The following is a 20,257-nucleotide window of genomic DNA, read 5'->3' as shown; positions in this document are numbered from 1 at the left end:
CGAATGATTCAGGAGTTGACGCGCATGCCCGGACTGTCCCGTCCCCTGACCGCCGCCAACGCCCTCGGCGCCCTCCTCTCGGCGGGCTTCGGCCTCGCGGGCCTCCTCGACCCCGGCCTCGCCCTCCCCGACGACAGCGCGATCACCGGCGGCGTCCACCTCTACGCCGCGGCGTACGCGGCCCGCGCCCTGCCGCTCGGCGCGGCGCTGCTCCACCAACTGCTCGCCGGCCGCGGCGGGCGCGGGCTGCCGCCGCTGCTGGCGCTGGCCGGAGCCGTCCAGATCGCGGACGCCGCCATCGGCCTGGCGACCCGCAATCCCGGCATGACCCTCGGCGCCACCGCTCTGGCCGCCCTCCACCTCGGCTCGGCCGCCCGCCTCGCCCGCTCCGCTCGCCCCGCCCGCCCCGCCCGCCCCGCCCGCTCCTCCGCGCCGACCGGCGCTTGATGCGGCGCGGGGTGTCGTATCATCCTGGGCGCTCTGAATACCGGATTCGCGCGACCGGTGGTCCGACTCCGATAACCGGTATCCCGTATCCGATGTCCCGGACGGAAAGATGACCGAATTCTTTCCGTACGAGGACGATCCGGGATCCGCCCGAGTGCCGCCACCACTCCACCGTGCCCGAAGGCTGCCGGGATTCCCGTGCGGGGGAGTCCTGGCAGCCTTCGGGTTCTGCGGTGAGCGGCGGGCAGCCCTCAGAGGAAGCGGATGCCCCCGTGGTGCAGCGAGGAGCCGACGCTGCTGCAGTACGCGTAGCTCCAGACGCCGTCGCCCGCCTGGCGCCAGACCCCGTACACGGTCTGGCCGTTGTTGCACTGGGCCCAGGCCTGGTAGTAGGTGGACGACGTGGTCTGGGAACAGTAGGCGCCGAACGTGTTGCTGTCGTTCCACGTGGTGCAGTCGTTGGCGGTCGTGGTCGCCGACGCCGGCGAGGCGCTGAACACGCCGAGCGTGAGCGAAGCGGCGGCGAAGGCCGACGCCGCCAGGGTGCGCATCTTGAGCATGGCATCTCCTCAGAGGTGACGAGACGGGCCCGTTCACGGGCCCGTACCGGCGGTCGGCACCGGCGCTTTCGGGCGATACCGACCGGAATCGCGACCGCCCCCGCAGTTCTCGCGATTGGGGTGGAGGCCGCTGAATTCATGAATGACACTAGGGCGGCCGCGAAGCGATCGGCAGGGTGCGAACGGACGATCAGACGCCGTGCACAGATCCTGCGACGCGATGCCGAATTACCCGGACAGTGAGCGGTGGCGGTGTTCGCGCGGGGTGAGCCCGTAGGCGCCCTTGAAGGCGCGGCCGAACTCGGAGGCACGGGGGAGGCCGCAGCGTGCGGCGATGCTGTGGATCGGCAGGGTGCGCAGGGCGGGGTCGGCGAGGTCGCGGTGGGCCTTCCTGAGCCGCCGGCTGCGGATGAAGGCGGCGACCGTCTCGCCCCGGGAGTGCTGGGTGAACAGGCGGTGCAGGTGGCTGACGGAGAGGTGGTGGGCGGCGGCGATCAAGGGCGGGGCCAGGTCGGGGTCGTGGAGGTTGTGCAGGATGAACCTCCGGATGCTCTCCACTACAGCCAACTGCCGGGCCTCCTGTGGCAGTTCGCTCCCCCGGTCGAGCTCCCGGGCGATCCAGACGGTGACCAGGTCGACCACGACCGCCCCGAGGCAGGACGCCTCGGCCGGCCCCAGGGCCGCCGCCTCGCGGTCCAGGCCGCGGAGGAACTCCGCCAGCAGCGCGCCCGTGCCCTCCCGCCCCGACAGCCTCCGTCCGAGCAGGCCGCGCAGCCGGTGCGGCGGCACCGGCAGCAGCGAGGCCGGCAGGTCGACGCCCAGACCGGCGGTCCGCAGCTCCTCCCGGGCGGGTCGGCCGACGCCGAAGCACCACAGGTCGAAGCTGTGCGAGCTGTCGACCAGGAGTTCCCCGGCGCCCGCCCCGCTCCGGCCGTCGGCGGTGAGCAGCGTGAGGTGGTACAGCTCGCCGTCCGGCTGCCGCGCCGCCGGCGTCGGCGGGGGCGGCGCGGACGACGTTCCCGACAGGGCCACCGGGCCGAGCGCCAGCCGTCGTCGTGCACACGCTGACGGACCGTCGCCCCCGGTCGTGCACTCCCTCATCACGGACATCTCCGCCCCCTCCGAGCCGCTTCCCTCGCCGAACCGGCAAGCCGTCGCTCCAGCATCACCGCGTTCCCGGGTGGTTCGCGGACCGACCGCTTCGAAATGGCCACGGGGAGCGGGCAACGGGCCCGCGCGGCAGTGGCGTTGCGCCTCGCGGCCGGTGGGCCGCCAATCGGCGGACGGTCGGCGTGTGGCCGAGTGTCCTCCCGCTCCCGTCCGGGCCGCCCTGGTAGCTCTACGGCATGTCCCATCACCTCAGCGGACCGAACCTCCGCTCACCGCGCGGCGACGCCAGGCTCGACCTCACCGACCTGTTCGCGTTCCCGGCCCCCGACGCCCTGGGCCGCACCGTCCTCATCATGAACGTGAACCCGTACGCCCCCACCGGCGGCGCGGAGTTCCACCCGGACGCCGTCTACCGCATCAACATCGACAGCGACGGCGACAACCGTGCGGACGTCGCGTACTCGTTCACCTTCTCGGCTCCGGCCGGCGGAGCCCAGAGCGTCACCGTCCGCCGTGCCGCCGGGGAGGCGGCGCAGAAGCACGAGGCCTCGGGGGACGTCGTCTTCGCCGACGCGCCGGTGTCGTTCGGCGACGCGCCGCACGTCGTCGCGTCGCCCTACGGCGGGTACCGGCTCTCGGTCGGGCTGCGCAGCGACCCCTTCTTCGCGGACCTCGAAGGGATCGTCAACCACTTCTCCTGGACCGGCAAGGACGCGATGGCGCAGGCCAACGTCTTCGGCATCGCCCTCGAAGTGCCGGACGCCGACCTCGGCCCGGAGCCGGCGATCGGCCTGTGGGCGCGGGTCAGCCTGCACCAGGACGGGCAGCTCGTCTCCGTCGACCGCGGCGCCCACCCGTCCCTCACCGCCTACTTCAACGCGGAGGAGGTCAAGGACCTGTACAACACGGGGGAGCCGGCCGACGACTGGGACAGGTACCGCGAGCCGTGGACGGCCGTCCTGCAGCACACCGGTGACTACACCACCGACGCCGCGACCGAGACGCTGAAGCTCGTCCTGCCCGACGTCCTGCGCTACGACCGCTCCCGCCCCGCCGCCTACCCCAACGGCCGCACCCTCACCGACGACGTGACCTCCGCCCGCCTCACCATGATCTCCGGCGGCAAGGTCACCACGGACCACATCCCCCCGCACACCGACCTGCTCCCCACCTTCCCCCACCTCGGCCATCCCCACCCCGTCCCCCCGGCCGGCTAGCCGCCCTGCACAGGAGGGAGTGGGAAGTCGGCCGGGCCGACTTCCCACTCCCGGGGCCCGTCGGGGGCGGCGGTCAGGATTCTTGTGCGCTCACTCGGGCAGGAGGCACTGGTTCTGGGGGTCGTAGCAGTTGAGGCCCATCGACGACGCCACCTGGGCGGCGAAGACGGCGGCCTCCTCCACCATGCTCCAGCGGATCGGGAAGTAGAACAGCGGGCCGGCCGCCTCGTCGATCAGCGGGCTCGCCGACCACGGGGAGGTGTCGTCCTCGTCCTCGGTGAGGTCGGGCCAGCGGGCGAGGAGGGCGGCGACGTAGGCGGCGATGCGCTCGGTCGGGGGGACGGCGGGTCCGTCCGTGTCGATGTACCGCTCGTAGAGGTCGTTGAAGCGCTGGCTCGCGGCGTCGTCGTCGACGGGGCGCTCGCCCTCCCACACGGCAAGGTCGTAACTCATGGGCGCAGCCTGTCATCCGGCACTGACAACGCGACGCCCCCCGGTGCGGGGCAGGGGGGGCGGAGCGGACCTCGGGCGGCGGCGCTACGAGCGGGCCAGGGGGCGGCGCTCGCCGTAGCGGGCCTCGAACTCCGCGTCGGTGAGGTCGTTGAGCTCCCGGCCGGTGATCCGACCGGTCATCATGTCGAGGAGGAAGGGCGGCAGGGGGGTGGCGCGCAGGGCGTCGGTCATGGGGCCGGGGACGGTGTGGACCTCGGTGTCGACGCGGCCGTCGGGGTGGAGCCGGTAGGTGCGGTAGCCGGGGCCCTCGAAGACGCGGGCGGCCATGTCGATGCTCATGAAGCTGGACGGGGCGACGTGGACCGGGCGGCCCTCGAACTCGCCGGAGAGGTCGCCGTGCAGGTGGCCGCCGCCGATCGCCCGGATCTTGGGGAAGTCGCGGACCAGCCGGGTGAGTTCGCGGTAGCTCCCGGTGTCCGGGGCGGTCCGGGGCAGCGGCGGCTGGTGGAGCCAGAGGAAGACGTGCTCCGCCCCGGTGGCGGTGAGGATGGCGCGGGCGCGCTGCTCCTCGACCGGGGTGAGGCCCGGCTGGGCGGCCCGGTGGACCCGGTCGTCGAGGTCGCGGTAGGTGCCGTCGGCGGCGGCCTCGCGGCCGTGGGCGTTGGTGTCCAGGAACAGCATCAGCCAGCTGCCGATCCGGACGGCGGGTTCGAGGTGCACGTTGGGGCGGGGGAGGCAGGCCTGCATCGGCTCCTGGCGGTCGTGGTTGCCGCCGAGGCAGTAGACGGGGGCGGGCAGCGGGTCCAGCAGGCCGCCCAGGCGCTCGTAGGCGCCGGGCTCGCCGAGGTCCGCGAGGTCGCCGGTGGCGACCACCAGCGCGGCGTCCCCGATCGCGGCGGCCGCGTCGGCGAGCACCGCCGCGAGGCCGTCCTCGGGCTCGTGGGCGACGAACGACCGGGCGCCGGGGGTGGCGCGGAGGTGCGTGTCGGAGAGGTGGACGATGCCGATGGTGTCGTCGTGGTTCATGCGCGGCCTCACTCTGGGGGGCCCGGCCGCGGGTCCGTGGCCGGGCCCCGCCCACGCTAGGAAAGTGGCAGAACTGCCACATGGCAGTTGTGTGAATTCCCGCGGATCACTTCCTTGCGGTTTCCCACGGCACGTCGGCGTCGAACGTCGTGCCGAGCAGCCGGACGAGGTTCCAGTAGTCGTCCTCGCCCGCCTCCAGGTCGTCGAGGAGCAGCCGGGCGGGAGGGAACGGGCGGCCGGGGCGCAGCCGCGACAGCGCGACCAGCCGGGCGCGGTCCGCCGCCGGGTCCGCCGCCGGGTCCGTCCCGCCGTCCGGGACGTCGCCGCCGCCGGGGCCGTCCAGGCAGGCCAGCGCGGCGCGGAGGGTGGGCTGGAAGGCGCCCTCCTCCTCCCACACGCCCTCGATCTCCTCCAGCTCGATCGTCACGAAGGCGCCCGGCGCCTTCTCGACCGCCTGCCGCAGCAGGGCGGCGTGGCCGTCCAGCGGGCCCTCGGCGGCGAACAGCGCGTTCAGCACCGGCAGCGCCGCGTCGAGTTGGGCCAGCGCGCGGTCCTTGGCCGCCAACGGCGCGGTGGCCTCCACCTCGCCGTCCTCGTCGTCGTCCAGGTCGTCCTCGTCGATCGTGAAGACGCCGGTGACGAGGTCGGCGGGCCGGAACAGGGCGAGCCAGAGCAGCGGCACGCCGGAGACGTCGTGGGCGACGACCCCGCCCCGAGGGTCGAAGCCCGGCACCTGGCTGGAGGGGTAGAGGGACGCCACGTCAGTGGCGCAGAGATAGGAAGAGTTGGCCATTCCCGGAGGCTAGCGGGCCCCACCGACGGTACCGCCGATGAAACGCAGCAGCCGGTCGTTGACGACGTCGGGGCGTTCCAGGGCGAGGCCGTGGCCGGCGCGTTCCACGACCTCGGCCCAGGCGCCCGGGATCAGGGCGGTGACCCGGGCGAGGGCCGGGCCCGGGCGGAGCAGGGCGCTGCGCCGGCCGAGGAGGACGAGGGCGGGCAGGCGGACGGAGCGCAGCTCCTCGTCGGTGAAGGGGCGGGCCGGCGGGCGGGCGGCGGGCTTGTAGCTGCGCATCGCCAGCATCATGGGGGCGATCATCTCGGGCGGGGAGCTGAGTGCGGGGTTGGCGAGCAGGCGGCCCAGGGCGGGGCGCCAGCGCCGGGGGGCGAGCATGCCGAACAGGCCGCCGATCATATGGGCGTAGAAGCGGGCCGGGACCTTGCCGATGCCGCCGGGGTCCAGCGCGGCGACGGAGGCGAGGCGGCCGGGCGCGTGGACGGCCTGGTTGAGGGCCAGCCAGCCGCCGTAGGAGACGCCGACCAGGTGGACGCGGTCCAGGCCGAGGCCGGCGAGGACCTCGTCGAGCCAGGCGGCGTTCTCCTCGGAGCCGGCCGCGACGGCGCGTTGGACGCTGCGGCCGGGGTCGTCGAGGGTGTCGACCGCGTAGACCGGGTGGTGCTCGCCCAGGGCGGCGACCTGCGGGTACCAGTTGGACGCGTGCCCGGCGTGGCCGTGCAGCAGGACGACCGGCTCGCCGGTGCGGCGGCCGTGGCGGTGGACGTGGACGGTGCCGTAGGAGGTCTCGACGTCCGACTCCTCGCGCGGGGCGGGCCACAGCTCCATCGCGCGGTCGTACGCGGCGAGGAACCGGGTGCGGGCCTCGTCGGTGGTGAAGTGTCCGATGGCTGTCCTGGTCATGGGGTCCCCTCCCGGAGCGCCGAGCAGGCAGGCGGCGCAGCAGCGGCTCTTGATGGTATGTTTGTACCATAAAAGAATTCGAGAGGAACCGGAACCCCATGCCCAAGCTGGTGGACCACGAGGAACGGCGCGCCCACATCATCGACGCCCTGCTCCGGTCGGCGGCGAGCGACGGCCTGCACGCCGTCACCATGCGGTCGGTCGCGATCGAGGCGGGCGTCTCGGTGCGGCTGGTGCAGTACTACTTCGACACCAAGGAGCAGCTGCTGCTCGCCGCCCTCGAACGCCTCGCCGTCCGGATGGGCGAGCGGGTCCGCGACCGCGTGCGGGCGGCCGGAGCCTCGACGGACCCGCGCGGCATCGTCGAGGCGGTCCTGCTCGAAGCCGTCCCGACGGACGGCGAGAGCCGCACCTTCCACCTCGTCTACACCGCCTACGCGGTGCTCGCCGTCACCGACCCGGCGCTCGCGGGCCGGTCCTTCCTCGCCGCGCCCGACGAGATGGAGGGCTTCCTGGTCGCCCAGTTGACCGCCGCCCAGCAGGCCGGCGAGGCCGACCCGCGCCTGGACGCCCGGCAGGAGGCCGTCGTCCTGCTCGCGCTCTCCGCCGGTCTCGGCCTGAGCGTCCTGCTGGGCCAGCGCGCCGCCGGGGACGCGGCGGCCGTGCTGGGGTACCACCTCGGCCGGCTCTTCCCCGGAGGCGTCAAGTCCGCGTCCGGGACGGTCCGTTGATCGGGTGAACGCCGCCGGATGTCCGGCGTCCGGGTGACGGGGGTCGGGAGACTGGCGGCATGACCGATGCGGAGAAGCCCTCACGGCCGCTGCGTGGCGCCGCGATGACCACGATGGCCCGGTCCGTCCTCACCGCCGCGGCGGCCGCGGCCCCTGCGGGTACCGCGGTGGCGGCCGACGCCCCGGAGCGCGGCCGCCGGGGGTTCACCGAGGGCCGGTCGTGGGACCTCGGTGACCCGGTCACGTCGTTCACCGTGTACCTGTGGGGCGTCTGATCAGGCGGCCGGCAGCGGCCTGGCCATCACGATCTCGCGGCTCACGCCGTCGGGGAGGAGGTCGCCCGGCTCGCCGGTGTCGGTGAAGCCGGCGCGCTCGTAGAGGGCGATGGCGTGGGTGTTGTGCGGCATCACGGCGAGGCGGAGCGCCGGGAAGCCCTGTCGGGCGGCCCACCGCGCGATCGCGTCGATCAGCAGCGCGCCGACGCCCCGGCCGCGCGCCGCGGGGCCGACCCACATCGAGATCAGCTCGGCCCGCCCGCCCTCCGGCACGCCGGTCGCCATCGCGGCGGGCTCGCCGTCCACGAAGGCGACCAGGTCGACGGCGCCGGGGATCGCCAGCCGGGAGCGCCAGCGCTCCTCGCGGTCGCCCTCGCCCTGCCAGGCGGCGAGCGTGGAGCCGAAGGCGTACGGCGCCTCGGCCAGGGCGGCGAGGCGCAGCTCGCGCCAGAGCGGCCAGTCGTCGGAGGTCAGTTCGCGCAGTTCGATCACGGCGTTTTCGATCACCCGGTTGACGATGCCCCGCCATCGGCCCCGGTGACAAGCGGTTTACGCCCCCGGGAACTCGGCGGGACCCGGGGGCGTCCGCCGCTCACCCCGCGAGCGGCGGGTTGCGGCGGGCGAAGGCCTCCTGGCGGCGGTACGGGAAGTAGGGGTACGGCGCGGTGCGCAGGCTCGCGGCGTCCAGCCGGGCGACCTGGTCCGCGGTCAGCTCCCAGCCCACGGCGCCGAGGTTCTGGCGCAGCTGCTCCTCGTTGCGGGCACCGATGATCACGGAGGAGACGGTGGGGCGGCGCAGCAGCCAGTTGATCGCCACCTGGGGGACGGTGCGGCCGGTCTCCTCGGCGACCGCGTCCAGCGCGTCCACCACGTCATACAGCAGCTCGTCGTCGACCGGCGGGCCGTAGTCGGCGGTGTCGTGCAGGCGGCTGCCGGCCGGGACCGGGGTGCCGCGCCGGATCCGGCCGGTGAGGCGGCCCCAGCCGAGCGGGCTCCAGACCAGGGCGCCGACGCCCTGGTCCTGGGCGAGCGGCATCAGCTCCCACTCGTAGTCGCGGCCGACGAGGGAGTAGTAGACCTGGTGGGCGGCGTAGCGGGGGCGGCCGTGGCGGTCGGCGGCGGCGAGGGACTTCATCAGCTGCCAGCCGGAGAAGTTGGAGACGCCGGTGTAGCGGACCTTCCCGGCGCGGACCAGGTCGTCGAGGGTGGCGAGCACCTCCTCGACGGGGGTGGCGGCGTCGAAGGCGTGCAGCTGGAAGAGGTCGAGGTGGTCGGTGCCGAGGCGGCGCAGGGCGCTGTCGACGGCGGTGACGAGGCGGGCGCGGGAGGTGCCGGCCTCGTTGGGGCCGTCGCCGACGGGCAGGCCGGCCTTGGTGGAGATCAGCACCTGGTCGCGGCGGCCCTTGATCGCCCGGCCGAGGACCTCCTCGGAGGCGCCGTCGGAGTAGACGTCGGCGGTGTCGAACAGGGTGAGGCCGGCGTCGATGGCGATGTCGAGCAGGCGGCGGGCGCCGTCGGCGTCGGTGTTGCCCCAGGCGCCGAAGAGCGGGCCGCGGCCGCCGAAGGTGCCGGTGCCGAGGGAGAGGGCGGGGACGGTGAGGCCGGACGCGCCGAGGCGGCGGTACTCCATGGGAGGTTCCCTTCGCTAACGGGACTGGTGTGCCGTTAAGATGGCTCCGACCCTAGCACTGTCGGCGACGCTAATGGAACAGGAGTCCCGTTAATGACTTCACCGGGCACCCGGGGCGCTCAGCCCGCCCATGCCACTCAGTCCACTCGGCCCGTCCATGCCCCTCAGCCCGCCCAGCCCGCCCAGTCCGCGCAGGGCATGCAGCGGCCGGGCGGCCGCACGGCCCGCGTCCGGACCGCCGTCCTCGGGGCCGCCGAGGACGCCCTCGTCGAGGTCGGCTTCGCCGGACTCGACCTCGGCGACATCGCCCGGCGGGCGGAGGTCGGCCGCACCACCGTCTACCGCCGCTGGGGATCGGTCGGCGCGCTGCTCGCCGACGTCCTCACCGACATGGCCGAGCAGTCCCTCCCGCGCAGCCGCACCGGCTCCCTGCGCGAGGACCTGCGCGCCAACGCCCGCCTCGTCCGGCGCACCCTCGCCGACCCCCGCCAGGGCGCCCTGTTCCGCGCCGTCCTGGTCGCCGCCACCTGCGACGCCTCCGCCGCCGAGGCCCTCCACCGCTTCTACCGGGCCCGCGTCGAGGAGTGGGCCCCCTGCGTGACGGAGGCCGTCGACCGCGGCGACCTCCCGCCCGGCACCGACCCGCACGAGGTGATCCGCGCCGTCTCCGCCCCCCTCTACTACCGCATGCTCACCACCCCCGACCCCCTCGACGAGGCCGCCGCCGACCGCGCCGCCGACGCCGCCGAGGCCGCGGCGAGGGCGGGCGCCTTCCGCCCGGCGGGGCCGGCCGCTACAGAGAGTTCAGAGGGGTGGTGTGGTGGGTGATGAAGGACTGGGCCTGGCCGGCGGTGAGGGGGTGGGCGAAGAGGTAGCCCTGGCCGAGGGGGCAGCCCATGGCGGCGAGGAGGTCGCGCTGTTCGGGGTGTTCGATGCCCTCGGCGATGACCTGGACGTCCAGGGTCTCGGCGATCCGGGTGATGCCCTCGACGAGGGCGTACTGCTGCTGGGAGAGGCCCAGGCCGTCGATGAAGGACTTGTCGATCTTCAGGACGGAGATGGGGAACTCGCGCAGGTAGGAGAGGGACGAGTAGCCGGTGCCGAAGTCGTCGATGGCGATGCCGACGCCGAGGGCGCCGAGGGTGCCCATGTCGGTGCGGGCGCGGTCGTCGCGGCGCATCAGGACGGACTCGGTCAGCTCCAGGACCAGGGACTCCGGGGGGATCCCCGAGGAGCGCAGGGCGTCGCGGACCACGTCGACGAAGCCGGCGTCGCGGAACTGGCGGGCGGAGACGTTGACGTTGACGCGCAGCGGGGGCAGGCCGGCGGCGGCGCGGGCGGGGGTGCTGAGGGCGTGCCAGGCGGCCGCCTCCTGGGTGGCGCGCTCCAGGACCCAGGCGCCGAGCGGGACGATCTGGCCGCTCTCCTCGGCGAGGGCGATGAACTCGTCGGGCAGCACCATGCCGCGCCGGTCGTGCGGCCACCGCACCAGGGCCTCGAAGGCGATCAGGTCGCCCGTCTGCAGATCGACGATCGGCTGGTAGTACAGGCGGAAGGCGGACTCGGCGATCGCGGTGTCCAGGTTCTCGTTCAGCTCGTGCCGCGCCATCAGCCCGGCCTGCAGTGCCGGCTGGTAGAGGCACCACTGCCGCTTGCCCGCCGCCTTGGCCGAGTACAGCGCCAGGTCGGCGTGGCTGAGCAGCTCGGTGGCGTCCACGCTGTCCTCCGTGGTCGCCACCCCGACCGACGCCGACACCCGCACCGCGCCCGCGCGCAGCTTGAACGGCTCCGCGAACGCCGTCAGCAGGCTCTGCGCGATCGTCCCGACGTCGGCCGGCTCCAGCGCGTCCTCCACCAGCACCGCGAACTCGTCGCCGCCGAGCCGGGCCGCCGTGTCGGAGGCGCGCAGCGCGGTGGAGATCCGCAGCGAGACGGCGACCAGCAGCTCGTCGCCGACCGCATGCCCCTGGGTGTCGTTGACCACCTTGAAGTCGTCCAGGTCGATGAAGAGCACCCCGGTGACGGCGCCGCTGCGCTCGCTGCGGGAGAGCGCGTGGCCGACCCGGTCCAGGAAGAGCACCCGGTTGGCCAGGCCGGTGAGCGAGTCGTGGAAGGCCCGGTGGGTGAGTTCGCGCTCCATCTGCCGCTGCTCGGTGACGTCGCGCAGGGTGAGCACCAGGCCGCCGACCGTCGGGTCGTCGCGCAGGTCGTTGCAGCGCACCTCGACCTCGATCGGGGAGCCGTCGGCCCGCAGCAGCCGCCAGTGCTCGCGCTGGGTGTTCAGGCCGGAGCGGGAGCCGCCGGTGACGGCGGGGCTGCGCATCCGGGCCAGCGCCTTGCCGACCGCGCGGCTGTCCTCGGGCGGGACGAGGTCGGTGAGCAGCGTGCCGTCGAGGCTGGGCCGGCCGAGGACGCGCCCGGCGGAGGAGGCCGAGGCGTAGCGGACGGAGTCGTCGCTGTTGAGGATGAGGATGACGTCGCTGGCGCTCTGCACCAGGGTGCGGAAGTAGGCCTCGCTGTCGCGCCGGGTGATCTCCTGGCTGAGCATGACCCGCTCGACGGCGAGGGCGGCCTGGGCGGCCAGGATCTCCAGTGAGCCCCAGAGGCTGGTCAGCTCCTGTTCGGTGCCGGTGACGATGAGCGCGCCGATCAGCGGGTCGCCGGAGGGGCGCTCGGCGAGGGTGAGCGGGCACAGCAGGGCGCTCGGCATGCCGTCGAGCCGGGTGGCGAGGCCGCTGCCGATGTCCTCGACGGGCAGCAGCCTGGTCTCCCGGTAGGCGGCGAGGGCGAGCACCTCGTCGGAGTCGCCGCCGGCGCCGAGGTGGTGGAGGCCCGCGCCGCGCTCGGCGTGCCGTACGTGCAGCACGCCGCCCTCGGTGACGGCGAGCAGCGCGACGTGGCCGGGCTCGGTGGGCATCAGGGTGGAGGCGGCGGCCTGGACGGCGTCGGCGACCTCCTCGACGGTGACCGCCGCGGTGAGCACCGAGCCGGCCTCGCGCAGGGCCCGCTCACGGGCGGCGGCCTGCCGGCGGGCGCGCACCACGACCGCGAGCCGGGCCAGCACCAGCAGGTAGAGGACGGCGGAGAAGGCGCCGATGACCCCGGCGTTGCTGGTGTTGCCGTTGGCGGCCTCGACCATCAGGATCGTCGGCGCGATCAGCGAGGCGGCGGTGAGCAGGGCGAGCCGGCCGGGGCCGATGTCCGGCTGCTGGCTGGGGATGGGCCTGGTCAGCTCGACCATCGAGGGGTGCAGCGCGGCCGCGCCCCAGGCGGTGTAGAAGGCGGCCCAGCCGAGGTCCACGGGGGTGCCGATGCGCCAGTCGCCGTGCAGCAGGATCAGCCCGTACAGGATGTCGGAGACCAGCAGGCCGACCGTTCCGGCGGCCAGCAGCTGCAGCGAGCGGCTGACCCCGCCGCGCGGCACGATCAGCCGCAGCAGCAGGGCGAGCACGACGACGTCGCCGAGCGGGTAGGCGATCGACACGGCCTTCTGGAACCAGTCCAGGTCCGGGTTCCGGGCGTAGGGCAGGATCAGGTAGATCCAGGCGAGCAGCGCCAGGCCCATGGTGAGGATGAGCGCGTCCAGCAGGCTGGCCCGGTCCTGATGCGCCGTCCGCCAGCGGATGAAGCCCAACACGCCCGCCGCGTACAGCAGGTACTCGGCGAGGTAGAAGCCGTCGGCGATGGACGGGAAGGGGCTGCCCAGGTGCAGGAACTGCATCTGGACGACCTGCACCACCTCACCCGCGGTGAAGCTGAGGTTGGCGAGCGCCAGCAGGTACCAGTAGACGGCGTGGGAGGGGCGGTTGAGGCGGACGCCGACCACGATGGCGGCGACGCCGCCCAGGCCGATGCCCGTCCACCAGATGATCCGCTGGGAGGGGTTGGTGTAGTAGATGCCGGTGAACAGCACCATCCACGCCAGGTAACAGACCATCAGGCGTTGGCGCCGACGTGTCAACGAGCTACCTCCTCCTCGGCATCACCACGCCCGGCCGGGGGCGCGGGCGGTGGGGTCCGGGCAGGGGCTCGCGAGCGTCCGGCCCGGATCCGGAGGGTCCGGTCGGACGTTCGAAATGGGCCTTGAGTGCGTATAGTCGGAAATGTCGCACCTCCCAGCATTCTGCCGCCACAGCACGAGGTCAAGCCGGTGGACGATGCAGCAGAGAGCGCACGGGGAGCACGCCCCGGAGCGCGTTCCGGACGTCACGCCGTGCTGGTCAACGAGGACGGTCAGTACGCGATCTGGCCGGGTGGCTCCCCGGTTCCGGGCGGCTGGCGCACCGTGTTCGGGCCCGCCCCGCACGGGGAGTGCCGCGGGTACGTGGAGCGCGCCTGGCAGCCCCCCGGGCTCGGGCTCGGCCCCGGGACGGCCCCCGGCCGGCCGCCGGGACGGGTCGCCCGGACGGGTCACCCCGACACCGTGCATGGACTGGTCGGGGCACGCGCCGCGCACGACCCGCGCGCCCTCGCCGTGCTCGCCGACGGCGAGGCGCTCGACTACGGCGGACTCGACGCGCGCAGCGACCGGCTGGCCGCCGCGCTGCGCGGCCTCGGCGCGGGGCCCGAGCGGATCGTCCCGGTGTGCCTGGAGCGCGGCGCGGACCTGGTGACCGCCTGGCTCGCCGTGCTCAAGGCGGGCGGCGCCTTCCTGCCGCTGGACCCGGCCCACCCCCGGCGGAGGCTGGCCGCCCTGGTCGCGGACTGCGGCGCGCACCTGGTCGTCGCGGGGGAGGGGACGCGCTTCCCGGGGGTGCGGACGGTCACCCCCGGCGAGGGCCCCCGGGCGGCCGGACCGGTACCGGACGCCGGCGCGCCGGACGACCTGGCCTACCTGATCTACACCTCGGGGACCACCGGCACCCCCAAGGGCGTGCCGGTCACCCACCGCGCCCTGGCCTTCACCCTGGACCGGGTGATCCACGCCTACGGGCTCACCCCGCGCGACCGGGTGCTGCAGCTCGCCGCGCTCGGCTTCGACACCGCGCTGGAGCAGGTCTTCGCGACCCTGGCCGCCGGCGCCACCCTCGTCCTCGGCGGCGCCCGCACCTGGGCGCCCACCGAGCTCGCCCACCGGATGCGCGAGCTGCGGCTGACCGTCGCCGACCTCACGCCCGCCTACTGGCACCACCTGCTCGGCCTCTTCCCGCCCGGCGGACCCGCACCCGAAGGGCTGCGGCTGATCGTGGTCGGCGGGGACACCGTGCACGAGGACGACTGCCGCGCCTGCCTGGAACGGCTGCCGGGCGTGCGGCTGGTCAACGCCTACGGGGTCAGCGAGGCGGCCGTCACCTCCACCCTCGCCGACGTCACCCCCGAGCTGCTCACCGGGCCCGGCGCGCACGGGCCCGGCGCGCCGGTGCCGATCGGACGGCCGCTGCCGGGGGTGCGGGTGCACGTCCTGGACGCCCGGCTCAGCCCCGTGCGGCCCGGCGAGAAGGGCGAGATCCAGCTCGGCGGGCCCGGCCTGGCCCGCGGCTACTGGAAGGCGCCCGGGCCGACCGCCGAATCGTTCCTGCCCGACCCCTACGCCCCCGCCCCCGGCGCGCGCATGTACCGCACCGGCGACGCCGGACGCTGGCGGGCGGACGGCACCCTGGAGATCCTCGGCCGCTTCGACGACCAGCTGAAGATCCGCGGCCACCGCGTCGACCCCGCCGAGGTCGAATCCGTGCTCGCCGCCCACCCCGACGTCCGGCAGGCCCGGGTCGCCGTCACCGACGGCCGCGACGACACCCGCGCCCTCACCGCCTACTACACGCTCACCGACCGGGCCGCCTCCGGCCCCCGCGCCCGGCGCGGCCGGATCCGCGCCCACCTCGCCGAACGGCTGCCGGACTTCATGGTCCCCGCCGACTTCGTGCTGCTCGACAGCATGCCGCTCACCCCGGCCGGGAAGATCGACCGCCGCCGGCTGCCGGACGCCCCGCGGCGGGTGCGCCCGCGCGGCGCCGGGCGGGCGGGCGACGGCGGGCGGCCCGACGCCTCCCCGGACGGCCCGCCGGCCACGAGCAGCAGTGCCGGGACCGGCACCGGCACCGGGACCGGCCCCGGAAGCGCCGTCGAGGCGGGTGTGGCCCAACTGTGGTCCGAACTGCTCGGCGTCGAGGAGGTCGGCCCCGGCGACGACTTCTTCGACCTCGGCGGCAACTCCCTGCTCGCCATGGAGATGCTCGCCCGCGCCCGGATCGTCTTCGGCATCGACGTCACCCGGATCCGCCTCCTCACCCGCGCCCTGCTGCGCGACGCCACCCTGCGCGCCTTCGCCGCCGCCACCGTCGCCGCCGGTGAGCCCCCCGCCGGCGAGGCCGCCGTCGACTGGGCCGCCGAAGCCCGCCTCGACACCCCCCTGCGACAGTCCTGGAGCCCCGCGCCCTCCCGCGCCGAACCCGCCGAGATCCTGCTCACCGGCGCCACCGGCTTCTGCGGCGCCCACCTCCTCGACGCCCTGCTGCACACCACCGACGCCCGCGTCCACTGTCTCGTCCGCGCCCCCGACGAGGAACACGCCCTCGAACGCCTGCGCGCCGCCCAGCAGCGCTACCTGCGCCACGACCTCGCCGACCGCCGCGTCGTCCCCCTCGTCGGCGACCTCGCCGAACCGCGGCTCGGCCTGACCGAACGGCACTACGACCGGCTCGCCGACCGCCTCGACGCCATCCACCACCTCGGCGGCCAGGTCAACTTCCTCTACCCCTACCACCAGCTGCGCGCCGCCAACGTCGCCGGCACCCGCGAGGTGATCCGCCTCGCCGGGCACTCGCGCGGCATCCCCGTCCACTACCTCTCCACCCTCGCCGTCCTGGCCGGCTTCGGCCCGGCGGGCGTGCGGGAGGTCGCCGAACGCACCCCGCTCGCCCACCCCGACCGGCTCGCCGTCGGCTACGTCGAGAGCAAGTGGGTCGCCGAGCAGCTGCTCCACCACGCCGCCGCGGGCGGACTGCCGGTCACCGTGCTGCGCACCAACGACGTCACCGGGGACCTGCGCACCGGCGTGATGAACACCGGCACCGAGATCTGCGCGCTGATCAAGTACCTCGCGGAGAGCGGGAGCTGCCCCGACGTCCGGCTGCCGCTCGACTTCGTCCCGGCCGACCGGTTCAGCCGCGCGATCTGCCAGGTCGTCGCCCACGCCCCCGCCATCGGCGAGGTCTACCACCTGACCTCGCCGCAGCCGGCGGACCTCGCCGACCTCGCCCGGCGACTGCGCGCCCGCGGCCACCCCGTCGAATCCGTCCCCTACCCCCGGTGGGTACGGGAGCTGGTCCGGTTCGCCGCCGGACACCCCACCCACCCGATGACCCCGTTCGTGCCGCTCTTCGTCGACCGCGTGCCCGGCACCCGGCTGACCATCAGCGAGCTGTACTTCCGCCCCACCTTCCCGCGCTTCGACCGGGCCAACGCCGACCGGGCCCTGGCCGGCAGCGGCGTGGAACTGCCCGCCGTCGACGACACCCTGCTCGACTTCTACCTCGACCGGCTGACCGCGGAGGGCTTCCTCGCCCCGCCGCGACAGGCCCCGTCGCGAGAGGCGCTGCGATGACCGCCACCGCCCCCGAGGAGCTCTTCGCGGCGCTCGACGTCGCCCGGGCCCCCGCCGACGGACCGGCCGCGTTCGGCGCCGACCTCGCGCCCGGCACCCTGCTCGCCGCCTACCGGCGCGGGCTGTTCCCGCTGCCCGCCGCCGACGCCTACGCGAGCGCCTTCAACGAGGCCCGCGCCGAGGAGGCGGTCGCGTCCGGCGAGGTCGTCCTGCTGCCGGGCCCCGACCACGGCGCGGACCCGTACGCGCTCGCCTGGTGGTCGCCCGACCCGCGCCCGCTGCTCGCCGCCGACGGCGTCCGGCTCGCCCGCAAGCTCTCCCGGCTGCTGCGCAACCGCCTCGACTGGTGGACCACCGCCGACCAGGCCTTCGGGGACGTCCTCGCCGCCTGCGCGGAGGGGCGCGAACCGCCCTGGCTCACGCCGGAGCTCCAGGAGGCGCTGATCGGGCTGCACCGGCTCGGCGCGGCCCACAGCGCCGAGGTGTGGGAGGACGGGGAACTGGTCGGCGGGGTGTTCGGGATCGCCTCGGGGGCCGTGCTCAGCCTGGACTCGATGTTCAACCGCCGCCCGGACGCCGCCCGGGTCGCCGTCGCCGACCTCGCCGCCCGCTTCGCCGCCGCCGGGGGCCGGCTGCTGGACGCCCAGTGGGACTCCCCGCACGTGCGCTCGCTCGGCGCCGCCCTGGAGCCCCGGGCCCGCTACCTCGCCGCGCTCGCCGAGGACGCGGGGCCGGTCGGGCCGCTGGACACCGCCCGCCTCCCGGCCGCCCGGCTGGCCCCCGAACGGCCCCGCGAGCCGCGCCCGCACGGCCACCGGCGCGCCCACCGGCACCCGTACCGCAACGCGCGGGGCGACTGACGGGTTCTGGAAACGCCGCCGGGGCGGTGCTCGGTCGAGCGCCGCCCCGGGGGTGTGGGTGGGTGTCAGTTGTAGTTGTTGTAGATGGTGTAGACGTTGTCGGGGCGGCCCGCGTAGCTGTTGTTCAGGGTGAACTGGTGGGTGGCGGGGCGGTAGATGCCGAAGGAGGCACGTCCGACGCCGGACCAGTCGCCGACGACGGGGAGGTCGCCGTGGTTTCCGTAGGTGACGGTGGAGTAGCTGCCGTCGTCGTGGCGGAAGATGAAGAGGTTCGGTTCCCAGGGGTTGGCGGCGGGGCGGTAGACGCCGAACTGGGAGTGTCCGACGCCGTCCCAGTCGCCGACGACGGGCTGGTCGCCGGGGTTGCCGAAGTGCAGTGGGGTGTAGCTGCCGTCGTCGTGGCGGATCCAGAGGGTGGCGGTGCTGGGGCGGTAGACGGCGACCTGGTCGTGTCCGTTGCGGTCCCAGGACCCGACGGCGGGCAGGTCGCCCGGGTTGCCGAAGGGGACGTGCGAGATGGAACCGTCACGGCGGCTCAGATCAAAAGCCGCGGTGCTGGGGCGGTAGATGGCGTGCTGGCACTGGCAGGTGTAGTCCCAGTTGCCGACGACCGGGATGTCGCCCGGGTTGCCGAAGCCCCAGACGCTGTTGGGCCGCGAGTCGGTCTTGTTGTAGGAGAGCGTCCACACGCCGTTGTCGAACAGGCCGTTGTGGCTGGTCGGGCCGCCGAAGTAGCCGGTGAACGGCACCCCGGCCTGCGGGCCGGGAACCCCGACCGTCCGGGTGCGGCTCGCGGTGCGGCCGTGGTTGTCGGTCACCGTCTCGGTGATGGTGTAGCTGCCGCCGACGCCGTACTCGTGGGTGAGGCTCGCGGTCCTGCTCGGGCCCTCGCTGACCGCGGGAGCGGTGCCGTCGCCGAAGTCGACGACGTGCCGGACGACCGGCCAGGGGCTGACGCTCTCGGCGCTCACCGTGATCTGGGCCCGGGACCGGTCGTTGAAGCTCCACGAGAACTGCGTCCAGAGCTCCGGGAGCTGGGCGATGGTCACCTGGACGGTGGACGTGCGGGAGGGGCCGGTCAGGCTGGTGCCGGTGAGCGTCGCGGTGTAGCTGCCGGCGGCGGGGTAGTCGTGGTCGACGAACTGGTCCGACTGGATCGTGAGCGGCGCGCTGCCGTCACCGAAGTCCAGCGTGGCGGTACCCGGCGACCAGCTCCGCACGTAGTCGGCCTTGAACCGCGCGTTGAACGGGCGGCCCTCCAGGGTGAAGGGGAAGCCGTACACGGAGACGTAGAGCGGGTCCTGCCGCTCGATGGCGCCGCGGTCCCGGTAGCCGCTGGGGGCGGTGTTGGCGATGCCCGGATGGTCGGCCGGCTCCTTGTCGTAGAAGTCGGTGGCCAGTACGCCGAGTGCGGTCGGGTCGGCCGCGTCCGTCAGGCCCTCCGCGGCGACCGGTTCGTAGGTGGCGTCGGCGAAACCGGGGTCGGCGGCGTTGTCGTGCGCGCCCTGGCCGGTGGCCCGGAAGTCCTGCGGGGTGGCGTAGGAGGTGCCGCCCCAGGAGTAGGAGGCCGAGGTCTCACTCCGCGGCACGACGGTGTTGTAGTCGGCCTTGGTGCCCTGGACCGAGCCGGCCGACACCGCCAGGGAGACCGCGGTGGGGGCCGGGGCCGGGGTGTTGTTGCAGGCGGGGGCGGGGCGCTTGGTGAGGATGTTGTTCTCGACGGTCGCTCCGGCGGAGTTCCCGGCGAGTTCCAGGTCGTTGCCGCAGTTTGCGGCGATGGTGTTGCTCACCACGACGGTGCCGGGGGCGTCGGTGACCAGCACGCCCCGGCCGGGGCCGTCGGCGATGATGTTGGTGGTGACGACGGCGCCGGTCACTCCGGCGTCGATCGCGACGCCCGCGACGGGCGGGGAGAAGACCCGGTTGCGGCTGACCGTGACGTTGGAGCTGGCCCCGGTGACCCGGATGTTGGCGGTCGCCCCGGGGGCGAAGCTGTTCCCGCTGTTGCTCGCGTCGCTGCGGTCGAGGGCGATCCGGGTGGAGTCCTTGACGAGCACGGCCTCCTGCGGAGCGTCGAAGCTCAGGCCGGACACGGTGACGTCGTGGACGCCGTCCAGCACGAAGGCGTGGGGGCCGGTCGAGCCCTGGCTCGACGCGTCCACACTCGAGCTCGGCGCACCGTAGCTGACGTCGCCCCGGAAGACGATCGGCTTGCCCGGCTGGCCGGATCGCTTGACCGTCACCTGGCCGGTGAACTGGCGGTTCGCCGCGATGTCGACGGTCTGGCCGGGTTCGGCCACGTCGGCCGCGGCCTGGATGGTGCAGAACGGCAGCGCCTGGGTGCCGGTGCCCTTGTCGGAACACACGGTGGCGCGGTTGTCCACGTGGAGCACGGTGCTCTCGGCGTGGGCGGTGAACGGCAACACGGTCGTGGCGACCGCGGAGCCGGTTATCGCGACGGCGAGGCCGACACGACGGGAGAGTGGCATGGGCGGGTTCCCCCTGGAGTGACACGGTGCGAGGCCGGCGCGGTCGGAACTGGCGCGCCGACAGAAGCCCTTCGCAGACGGACCGTCCGCGAGAGCGGCACAAGTATCCACGAGCCCCTCATGCCTGCTCAACGGGGTATCCCTGCCAGCCGTCCGGAGACCTTCGGAGCCGTGTCGCCGCCGCTGGGTCAGGGCCCGGGAACGCCGCGGGGGCGGC

The 20,257-nt window shown here is 74.3% G+C and carries 17 protein-coding genes; 7 read left to right on the top strand and 10 right to left on the bottom strand.

Annotated elements, in window-relative coordinates:
• The first annotated feature begins 24 nt into the window (after positions 1 to 24).
• Entirely contained in the window at positions 25 to 447 is a 423-nt protein-coding gene (locus ACFC0B_RS35405; RefSeq protein ID WP_376095653.1) for a hypothetical protein, read from the top strand.
• A gap of 251 nt (positions 448 to 698) precedes the next feature.
• On the opposite strand, the gene ACFC0B_RS35400 is transcribed toward ACFC0B_RS35405, so the two are convergent.
• Both ACFC0B_RS35400 and ACFC0B_RS35395 read right to left on the bottom strand, forming a co-directional pair.
• Entirely contained in the window at positions 699 to 1,007 is a 309-nt protein-coding gene (locus tag ACFC0B_RS35400; protein ID WP_376095650.1) for a hypothetical protein, read from the bottom strand.
• 228 nt (positions 1,008 to 1,235) lie between these two features.
• The gene (locus ACFC0B_RS35395; protein WP_376095647.1) at positions 1,236 to 2,117 is read right to left on the bottom strand and encodes a helix-turn-helix transcriptional regulator; all 882 of its coding nucleotides are present in this window, start codon (positions 2,115 to 2,117) and stop codon (positions 1,236 to 1,238) included.
• Between the two features lie 236 nt (positions 2,118 to 2,353).
• Between ACFC0B_RS35395 and ACFC0B_RS35390 the strand changes: the two genes are divergently transcribed.
• A complete protein-coding gene (locus tag ACFC0B_RS35390; protein WP_376095644.1) occupies positions 2,354 to 3,334 on the top strand; it encodes a DUF4331 family protein in 981 nt (326 codons plus the stop codon).
• A 90-nt stretch (positions 3,335 to 3,424) separates the two neighbouring features.
• Here ACFC0B_RS35390 and ACFC0B_RS35385 read toward each other — a convergent pair whose 3' ends face one another.
• From ACFC0B_RS35385 to ACFC0B_RS35370, 4 genes are all read right to left on the bottom strand, one after another.
• Positions 3,425 to 3,787, bottom strand: a complete 363-nt coding sequence (locus ACFC0B_RS35385) for a hypothetical protein (protein WP_376095641.1) — start codon at positions 3,785 to 3,787, stop codon at positions 3,425 to 3,427.
• Between the two features lie 84 nt (positions 3,788 to 3,871).
• Positions 3,872 to 4,813, bottom strand: a complete 942-nt coding sequence (locus ACFC0B_RS35380) for a metallophosphoesterase (RefSeq protein WP_376095638.1) — start codon at positions 4,811 to 4,813, stop codon at positions 3,872 to 3,874.
• A 106-nt stretch (positions 4,814 to 4,919) separates the two neighbouring features.
• A complete protein-coding gene (locus ACFC0B_RS35375; protein WP_376095635.1) occupies positions 4,920 to 5,606 on the bottom strand; it encodes a hypothetical protein in 687 nt (228 codons plus the stop codon).
• 9 nt (positions 5,607 to 5,615) lie between these two features.
• A complete protein-coding gene (locus ACFC0B_RS35370; protein ID WP_376095632.1) occupies positions 5,616 to 6,512 on the bottom strand; it encodes an alpha/beta fold hydrolase in 897 nt (298 codons plus the stop codon).
• A gap of 98 nt (positions 6,513 to 6,610) precedes the next feature.
• Between ACFC0B_RS35370 and ACFC0B_RS35365 the strand changes: the two genes are divergently transcribed.
• Both ACFC0B_RS35365 and ACFC0B_RS35360 read left to right on the top strand, forming a co-directional pair.
• A complete protein-coding gene (locus ACFC0B_RS35365; RefSeq protein ID WP_376095629.1) occupies positions 6,611 to 7,243 on the top strand; it encodes a TetR/AcrR family transcriptional regulator in 633 nt (210 codons plus the stop codon).
• Between the two features lie 59 nt (positions 7,244 to 7,302).
• Positions 7,303 to 7,518 carry a hypothetical protein gene (locus ACFC0B_RS35360; RefSeq protein WP_376095626.1) on the top strand — a complete coding sequence of 72 codons (216 nt, stop codon included), beginning with the start codon at positions 7,303 to 7,305 and terminating at the stop codon, positions 7,516 to 7,518.
• Here the strand turns inward: ACFC0B_RS35360 and ACFC0B_RS35355 are convergent, their stop codons facing one another.
• A complete protein-coding gene (locus ACFC0B_RS35355) occupies positions 7,519 to 8,010 on the bottom strand; it encodes a GNAT family N-acetyltransferase (RefSeq protein ID WP_376095839.1) in 492 nt (163 codons plus the stop codon). It abuts the gene before it with no gap.
• Between the two features lie 100 nt (positions 8,011 to 8,110).
• The gene (locus ACFC0B_RS35350) at positions 8,111 to 9,148 is read right to left on the bottom strand and encodes an aldo/keto reductase (RefSeq protein WP_376095623.1); all 1,038 of its coding nucleotides are present in this window, start codon (positions 9,146 to 9,148) and stop codon (positions 8,111 to 8,113) included.
• Between the two features lie 198 nt (positions 9,149 to 9,346).
• Between ACFC0B_RS35350 and ACFC0B_RS35345 the strand changes: the two genes are divergently transcribed.
• Positions 9,347 to 9,976, top strand: coding sequence for a TetR/AcrR family transcriptional regulator (locus ACFC0B_RS35345; RefSeq protein WP_376095836.1), 630 nt, complete (start codon positions 9,347 to 9,349; stop codon positions 9,974 to 9,976).
• On the opposite strand, the gene ACFC0B_RS35340 is transcribed toward ACFC0B_RS35345, so the two are convergent.
• Complete coding sequence (locus tag ACFC0B_RS35340) at positions 9,942 to 13,109, bottom strand: putative bifunctional diguanylate cyclase/phosphodiesterase (RefSeq protein ID WP_376095620.1); 3,168 nt, start codon at positions 13,107 to 13,109, stop codon at positions 9,942 to 9,944. The genes ACFC0B_RS35345 and ACFC0B_RS35340 overlap by 35 nt on opposite strands.
• Positions 13,110 to 13,235: 126 nt before the next feature.
• Here ACFC0B_RS35340 and ACFC0B_RS35335 point away from each other — a divergent pair, with 126 nt between their 5' ends.
• Entirely contained in the window at positions 13,236 to 16,691 is a 3,456-nt protein-coding gene (locus ACFC0B_RS35335; RefSeq protein WP_376095617.1) for an amino acid adenylation domain-containing protein, read from the top strand.
• The gene (locus tag ACFC0B_RS35330) at positions 16,688 to 17,551 is read left to right on the top strand and encodes a leucyl/phenylalanyl-tRNA--protein transferase (RefSeq protein ID WP_376095614.1); all 864 of its coding nucleotides are present in this window, start codon (positions 16,688 to 16,690) and stop codon (positions 17,549 to 17,551) included. Before ACFC0B_RS35335 ends, ACFC0B_RS35330 begins: the two co-directional genes overlap by 4 nt.
• 65 nt (positions 17,552 to 17,616) lie before the next feature.
• On the opposite strand, the gene ACFC0B_RS35325 is transcribed toward ACFC0B_RS35330, so the two are convergent.
• A complete protein-coding gene (locus ACFC0B_RS35325; protein WP_376095611.1) occupies positions 17,617 to 20,040 on the bottom strand; it encodes a PKD domain-containing protein in 2,424 nt (807 codons plus the stop codon).
• Between the last annotated feature and the right edge of the window lie 217 nt (positions 20,041 to 20,257).

This window comes from Kitasatospora sp. NPDC056184 (genome assembly GCF_042268405.1).
In the GTDB taxonomy this organism is placed as follows: Bacteria; Actinomycetota; Actinomycetes; order Streptomycetales; family Streptomycetaceae; genus Kitasatospora.
Note: the sequence above shows the minus strand (reverse complement) of the source record. Positions and strands in the feature narration are given on the sequence as shown.